The sequence below is a fragment of the Streptomyces mesophilus genome, from assembly GCF_040300965.1.
GTDB lineage: Bacteria > Actinomycetota > Actinomycetes > Streptomycetales > Streptomycetaceae > Streptomyces > Streptomyces mesophilus_A.
The window spans coordinates 1-6,728 of sequence record NZ_JBEPEW010000252.1 but is presented as its reverse complement, the minus strand read 5'-3'; the positions used below and the strand labels follow the sequence as shown (position 1 = coordinate 6,728).

Sequence of the window (6,728 nt, the reverse complement as noted above, 5' to 3'; positions counted from 1 at the left end):
CCCGGACTCAGCGCCCCTGCGCGCCGCCCGCCCGGACTCAGCGCCCCTGCGCGCCGCCCGCCCGGACTCAGCGCCCCTGCACGCCGCCCGCCCGGACTCAGCGCCCCTGCGCGCCGCCCGCCCGGCCCCACCAGCCCTACGCGCCGCCTTCCCGGACCGTGAACTGGAAGGAGAACCGGTCGGGTCGGTCCCCCACCATCAGCTGGTGTTCGGGCAGCACGCCGGGGCCGCAGGACTCGGACCCGATGCCCTGCTGCCGCGCGTCGAGGTGGAGCCAGAGCGTGTCGCCCGCGACCAGGTCCGGGCGGTGCCGTGCCGCGTCCAGGTCGGCCGTGGACCAGGGGCGCGCGGTGAACGAGAACTCGGGGCCCGCCACCGTCAAGCGGCGCTCACCGCCGGTGAGTTCGAGCCGGCGCACCTGAGCCCGGGCTCCGTTCTCCTGCGGGCGGACATAGGGCGTCTGCAGCTCGGCCACGCTCGCCGACCAGATCCCGAGCATCGCCGCGGCCCCCGTATCCGGATACGCCTCGCCGGGTCCGGCACCGAACCAGCGCACCCGGTCGAAGGCGGCCGGAAGCCCGAGCCGGACACCGAGCCGGGGCAGCGGCACGGTCCAGTCGCCCTCGGGCTCGACGCATACGTCGAGGGCGAGAGCGATGCCGTCGGAGGTCCAGCGGTACGTGGTGCGCAGGGCCAGATCGCTCGCGGCCGGCGCCACCCTGGTCCGTACGGTCAAGGCGTCGGGCGCCGACTCCACCGCATCCACGCGGTGTTGCATCCGGTCCAGGCCCAGCGCGCGCCACTGCGCGGCGACCGAGGAGCCGGTCACCCAGGACATCCCGTTGTCGTTGTCCGTCGGCGCCCGCCACACATCGAGCCCGAACCCGCTCACCGGGACCCCGCCCACGGCGAGCAGCGTGCCGGTACGGGCGTCGAACGTGCCCGCCCCCAGCGTGATCCGCCCACCCTCGCGCACCGGGGCCGAACCTCCCGGTACGGGCAGCTGCATGCCGTTCTCGACCGGGAGTTGGGCCCACGCCACCAGATGCCCCCGCTCCGCCCAAGCCGTGTCCTTCGCGAGCCGCGCCCGCAGCGTCCACTGCGTCTCCGCGTCGGGATCGCGGCGCGGCGGTGCGGGCAGCCGCACCTCGGCGCTCCCGCCCGCAGGCACGGCGGGCACGTCGAGGACGCCCTCGCGGACCGTCACGCCGTCCTTCTCGTACGACCAGGTGAACTCCAGGTGTGACAGATCCGCGAAGTCATACAGATTCCGCACGCGTACGACCCCGTCTCGGCCGTCCCCGTCCATCCGGACCGGCTGGATCACCGACTTGAAGTCGAGCAGCCCCGGCGACGGGGTCCGGTCGGGGAAGAGCAGTCCGTCGCAGACGAAGTTCCCGTCGTGCAGCTCCTCGCCGAAGTCGCCGCCGTACGCATGGCCGTACTCGGGGTGGGCGAGGCCGTGGTCGATCCACTCCCACACGAAGCCGCCCTGCAGCCGCGGATACGTCTCGAACAGCTCCTGGTACTCGGCGAGTCCGCCGGGACCGTTGCCCATCGCGTGCGCGTATTCGCACTGGAGGAACGGCATGGCGCGGCGACGGGCATCCAACTCGCCGTCGGGCAGCGGCTGTTCCTCGCCGCGTCCGATCGCGGCGACCTCCGCGTGGTCCGCGTACATCCGCGAGTAGAAGTCCGTGTCCTTGCAGGACAGATCGCCCTCGTAGTGGATCGGCCGGGACGGGTCGCGCTCACGGATCCAGTCGGCCATCGCGGACAGACCGTCGCCCGTGCCGCATTCGTTGCCGAGCGACCAGATGACGACCGACGGATGGTTCTTGTCGCGCTCGACCATCCGGGCCGCACGGTCGAGGAGCGCCGGGGTCCAGCGCGGATCGGCGACCGGGTTGCCGCGCCAGTCCACGGCGTGGAAGCCATGGGTCTCCAGATCGCACTCGTCGATCACCCAAAGGCCCAACTCGTCGCACAGGTCGAGGAATACGGGGTGCGGCGGGTAGTGGCTGGTGCGTACGGCGTTGATGTTGTGCCGCTTCATCAGGAGCACGTCTTCGCGCATGGTCTCCGGGTCCAGCGCCCGGCCGGTCTCCGGGTGGAATTCATGGCGGTTGACGCCCTTGAAGAGCAGCGGCCGGCCGTTGGCCTTGATCAGCCCGTCCTCGACCCGCACCGTACGGAAGCCCACCCGCAGCCGGACCCGCTCGCCCGCCGTAACCAACTCGCCCTCGTATAGCCGCGGTTGTTCGGCCGACCACGGCTCCACGGGCACGGTCACGCCCTCGCCGGTGGCCGTGTCGATGCCCAGCTCGGGGATCAGGACCCGGCCCGCCGGTTCGCTGTCGACCCGCAGGGTGCCTTCGCCGCGCGCATGGTCGTACGAGGCGTGCACGAAGTGGTCGCGGACGGCGCCCTCGGCCCGGTGCAGCAGGGTCACATCGCGGAAGATCCCCGGCAGCCACCACTGGTCCTGGTCCTCGAGGTAACTCCCCGACGACCACTGGTGCACCCGCACGGCGAGCACATTGCCGCGCTCGCGCAGCAGCGGCCCCACCGCGAACTCGTGCGGCAGCCGGGAGCCCTTGAACTCGCCGAGTTCGCTGCCGTTCAGCCAGACCCGGGCGCAGGACTCGACCCCGTCGAAACGCAGCACGGCTTCGCCCCCGGCCGGCCAGTCCGGCGGCAGATCGAAGATCCGCAGATGGTCGCCGGTCGGGTTCTCGGCGGGCACGAACGGCGGGTCGACCGGGAAGGGGTAGAGCGTATTCGTGTACGCGGGGGCGCCATGCCCCTGCAGCACCCAGTGACCGGGCACCCTCAACTCGCCCCAGGCGGAGGCGTCATAGCCGTCCGCCGCGAAATCCGTATCCGCGGCCGCGTGCGGGGTGAGCCGGAAGCGCCAGCTGCCGTCGAGGGAGAGCCGGGCCGCGTCCGAGCCCGGGGGCCAGGCGCGCGGGGGCAGGGTGCCGGTGCCGGGGGAGACGTCGACGAGATAGGCGAGGTCGGTCATACATCCGATCCTCACCCGGTCCCTGACCCGCGCGGAAGGGCTCGAGACTTGGATATACGGGGCAATGGTTGGACGAATGCAGCGTCACCGGAGTCGGGGACGGATACCTGCGGATCGCGCCCTGGCATGCCGAAGGGCCCGTCGGACAGGCCGCCACAGCCGGCCGACGGGCCCTTCTACCCCGGTGCCCGGCCAGGCACCGGCTCTACCGGTACGGGGAGTGGTGAACAACAACTCCCCGTACCGGAGCCTGGTTCGACGCCTCCGCGAGGCGGCTCAGTGCAGCTTGCGCCCCTTGGCCTCCATGGCCGCGCGGCCGATGGCGCCCTTCATCTTCCAGTCGCGCCGGATCTCCGCCCGCAGCCTCGCGTCGGTCTTGGCGAGGATGCGCTGGTTCTCGCGGATCAGCTTGCGGTAGCTCTCCAGACGCCGCTGCGACAGCGAACCGTCCTCGAGCGCGGCGAGCACCGCACAGCCCGGCTCCGCCTCATGGGCGCAGTCGTGGAAGCGGCACTGTCCGGACAGCTCCTCGATCTCCGAGAAGACCTGTCCGACCCCGGACTCGGCATCCCACAGACCGACACCCCGCAGACCGGGCGTATCGATCAGGACACCGCCGCCGGGCAGCGCGAGCAGATTGCGGGTGGTCGTGGTGTGCCGGCCCTTGCCGTCCACGTCACGGATGGCCTGGACCTCCATGACGTCCGCACCGAGCAGTGCGTTGGCGAGGGTGGACTTGCCCGCGCCGGACTGGCCGAGCAGCACGCTCGTGCCGCCCGCCACGATGGCACGCAGGACGTCCACGCCCTCGCCTTCGGCGGCGCTGACGGTCAGGACCTGCACGCCGGGGGCGGTGGTCTCGACGTCCTGGAGGAGATACGAGAGGACCACCGGGTCCGGCACGAGGTCGGCCTTGGTCAGGACGATCAGGGGCTGGGCCCCGGACTCCCAGGCGAGCGCCAGGAACCGTTCGATCCGGCCGAGGTCCAGGTCCCCGGTCAGCGGTACCGCGATGATCGCGTGGTCGACGTTGGCGGCGAGGATCTGGCCCTCGGACCGCTTGGACGAGGTGTTGCGGACGAAAGCCGTACGGCGCGGCAGGTAGGCACGCACCAGCGGCGGGTCGGCGACGGTGTCGACGGCGGCCCAGTCACCGGTGCAGATGACCTTCAGCGGGTCACGGGGTGTGACGAGCGCGGTGTCGGCGCGCAGCGTGCCCTCGGCGGTCACGATGTCGCACAGGCCGCGGTCGACGCGCACCACACGGCCCACGACGAGGCCCTGCTCGGCGTACGGCGCGAAGATGCTGTCCCACTCCGTGTCCCAGCCGTACGGGATCAGGGAGTCGGGGAAAGAGGTGGTGGTGTGGGTGGAACGGTCGGACGAGGTCAACTCGGGGGAGCCCTTCGAAAGGGATGGCCCCGGCGATAAGTGTGTTGCGGAGGATCAGCCGGTGGCCACGGGGTGGGTGGAGACGTACATGCGGACAGCTTCCGTCGCGACGACAGTCATCAGGCCCACCTCCCATTGATCCAAAGTGTGTGTGGCGGCCGCGGACCCTGTGGTCCTCGGCTCGACGGATGAAAGGTAACCCGGCGGACCGGTGCGGCGCCAAGTGTTTTTCGCCGCGGCCTCAGAGGGGACGCCCACCCCTCCGGGCAGGGGGAAGCACACGCACCCAGCGCCATGTCCGATTCCCGCCAGCCGGCCCTGCGGGGACACCGCACACTGGAAGCGTGATCGACCAGGAAACGGCCTACGAAGCCGTACGCAGCCGGGACCCCCGCTTCGACGGGGAGTTCTTCTTCGCCGTGGCGACCACGGGCATCTACTGCCGCCCGAGCTGCCCGGCCATCACCCCCAAGCGGCACAACGTCCACTTCTACCCGACCGCCGCCGCGGCCCAGGGCGGCGGCTACCGCGCCTGCCGCCGCTGCCGCCCCGACGCGGTCCCCGGCTCGGCGGACTGGAACGCACGCGCCGATGTCGTCGGCCGCGCCATGCGCATGATCACCGACGGGGTCGTGGACCGCGAGGGCGTCCCCGGCCTCGCGACGCGCCTCGGCTACAGCGCCCGGCAGGTTCAGCGCCAGCTCACCGCCGAGGTGGGCGCGGGACCCGTCGCCCTGGCCCGTGCCCAGCGCGCCCACACCGCCCGCGTCCTGCTGCAGACCACCGTGCTGCCCGTCACGGACGTGGCCTTCGCGGCCGGATTCGCCAGCGTGCGGCAGTTCAACGACACCATCCGCCAGATCTACGCCCGCACCCCGAGCGAGCTGCGCACCGAGACCGGCACCAAGACCGCCAAGGCCGCGGCGAGCGGCGCGGGAGTACCGCTGCGGCTCGCCTACCGGGGTCCGTACCACGCCGCCTGCGTCTTCGACCTGCTCGCCGCCGAGGCCATCGACCGGATCGAGGAGGTCACCGGGGAGAGCGGCGCCCGTACGTACCGCCGCACGCTCCGTCTCCCGCACGGCACCGGTATCGCCGCCGTCGACGAGCACGCCCATGGACCGTGGCTCGAGGCCAGGATCCACCTCACCGATCTGCGCGACCTCACCACCGCGGTGCAGCGGCTGCGCCGGCTCTTCGACCTGGACGCCGATCCGTACGCCGTCGAGGAGCGCCTCACCGACGACCCGCGGCTGGCCGCGCTGATCGCTCGGCGGCCCGGTCTGCGCTCGCCCGGCGCCGCGGACCCCGAGGAGTTCGCCCTGCGCGCCGTGCTCGGCCGCGAGGAGTCGCAGCGGGTGCTCGAGGAGTACGGCACCCCGCTGGCCAACCCCTGCGGCACCCTGACGCACCTGTTCCCCGAACCCGCCCTGCTCGCCGACGAGTTGCCCCTCGCGAAGGCGCTCACCGACGGCTCCGTACGACTGGATCCGGGAGCGGACAGGGACGACGCCGAGGCGGCGCTGCGCGCCGTGGCGGGGGTGGCGCCCCGCACCGCGGCCCTCATCCGGATGCGCGCGCTCGGCGACCCCGATATCGCACCGCCGGACGAACCGTCCGCGGACACCTGGCGTCCATGGCGCTCGTACGCGCACCGCCACCTGTGGACCGACCGTACCGAGAGGGAACCTCAGCGATGACCACCTACTACACCACCGTCCAAAGCCCCCTCGGCGAGCTCCTGTTGACGGGTGACGGCACCGGCGCGCTCAGCTCGCTCTCCGTACCCGGGCAGAAAGGCGGCCGCACCGTCCAGGACGGCTGGGTGCACGCACCCGAGGCCTTCACCGAGGCGGAGGCGCAGCTCGGCGCGTACTTCCGGGGTGAACTCGAGGAGTTCCACCTGGAGTTCCGCACGGAGGGCACGGCCTTCCGCGAGCAGGTGTGGGCGGCGCTCGACGCCGTCCCCTACGGTGCCACCACCACGTACGGCGCCATCGCGCGCACCATCGGGGCCTCGCGTGCCGCCGTCCGTGCGGTCGGCGGCGCGATCGGAGCCAACCCGCTGCTCATCGTGCGCCCCTGCCACCGCGTGATCGGTTCCGACGGCACGCTCACAGGCTACGCGGGCGGCCTGGAACGCAAGGAGCGGCTGCTCGGCCTGGAAGGAGTCCTGTAGCCCCGTGAAGGGACGAAGGGCTCTTCTCCCGGGCCGGGCAGCCGCCCGAGGAGCCGGGGGGCCGGGGCGCCCCCCCGCGCGCCGCGCCCCCCCCCGACAAGGCGGGGGAGATAGGAAGAGCGAACGACGGTA

Annotated in this window: 4 protein-coding genes; 2 read left to right on the top strand and 2 right to left on the bottom strand. The window is 72.3% G+C overall.

Annotation, left to right across the window (positions count from 1 at the left end; all coding sequences use genetic code 11):
• Positions 1-136: 136 nt before the first annotated feature.
• Together ABT367_RS40060 and rsgA are read right to left on the bottom strand one after the other, a co-directional pair.
• Positions 137-3,025, bottom strand: a complete 2,889-nt coding sequence (locus ABT367_RS40060; RefSeq protein ID WP_352258737.1) for a glycoside hydrolase family 2 TIM barrel-domain containing protein — start codon at positions 3,023-3,025, stop codon at positions 137-139.
• A 276-nt stretch (positions 3,026-3,301) separates the two neighbouring features.
• On the bottom strand, positions 3,302-4,417 hold the full coding sequence (gene rsgA / locus ABT367_RS40055) for a ribosome small subunit-dependent GTPase A (protein WP_352258735.1): 1,116 nt from the start codon (positions 4,415-4,417) through the stop codon (positions 3,302-3,304).
• A gap of 347 nt (positions 4,418-4,764) precedes the next feature.
• Between rsgA and ABT367_RS40050 the strand changes: the two genes are divergently transcribed.
• Positions 4,765-6,117 (top strand): DNA-3-methyladenine glycosylase 2 family protein, encoded by a 1,353-nt coding sequence (locus ABT367_RS40050; RefSeq protein WP_352258739.1) that lies wholly within the window; start codon positions 4,765-4,767, stop codon positions 6,115-6,117.
• Entirely contained in the window at positions 6,114-6,596 is a 483-nt protein-coding gene (locus ABT367_RS40045; protein WP_352258733.1) for a methylated-DNA--[protein]-cysteine S-methyltransferase, read from the top strand. The genes ABT367_RS40050 and ABT367_RS40045 overlap by 4 nt, the downstream gene beginning before the upstream one ends.
• Positions 6,597-6,728: the final 132 nt, after the last annotated feature.

Coding starts and splice junctions, on each gene's coding strand:
- ABT367_RS40060 (WP_352258737.1), bottom strand. CDS start 3,025: ATGACCGACCTCGCCTATCTCGTCGACGTCTCCCCCGGCACCGGCACC.
- ABT367_RS40045 (WP_352258733.1), top strand. CDS start 6,114: ATGACCACCTACTACACCACCGTCCAAAGCCCCCTCGGCGAGCTCCTG.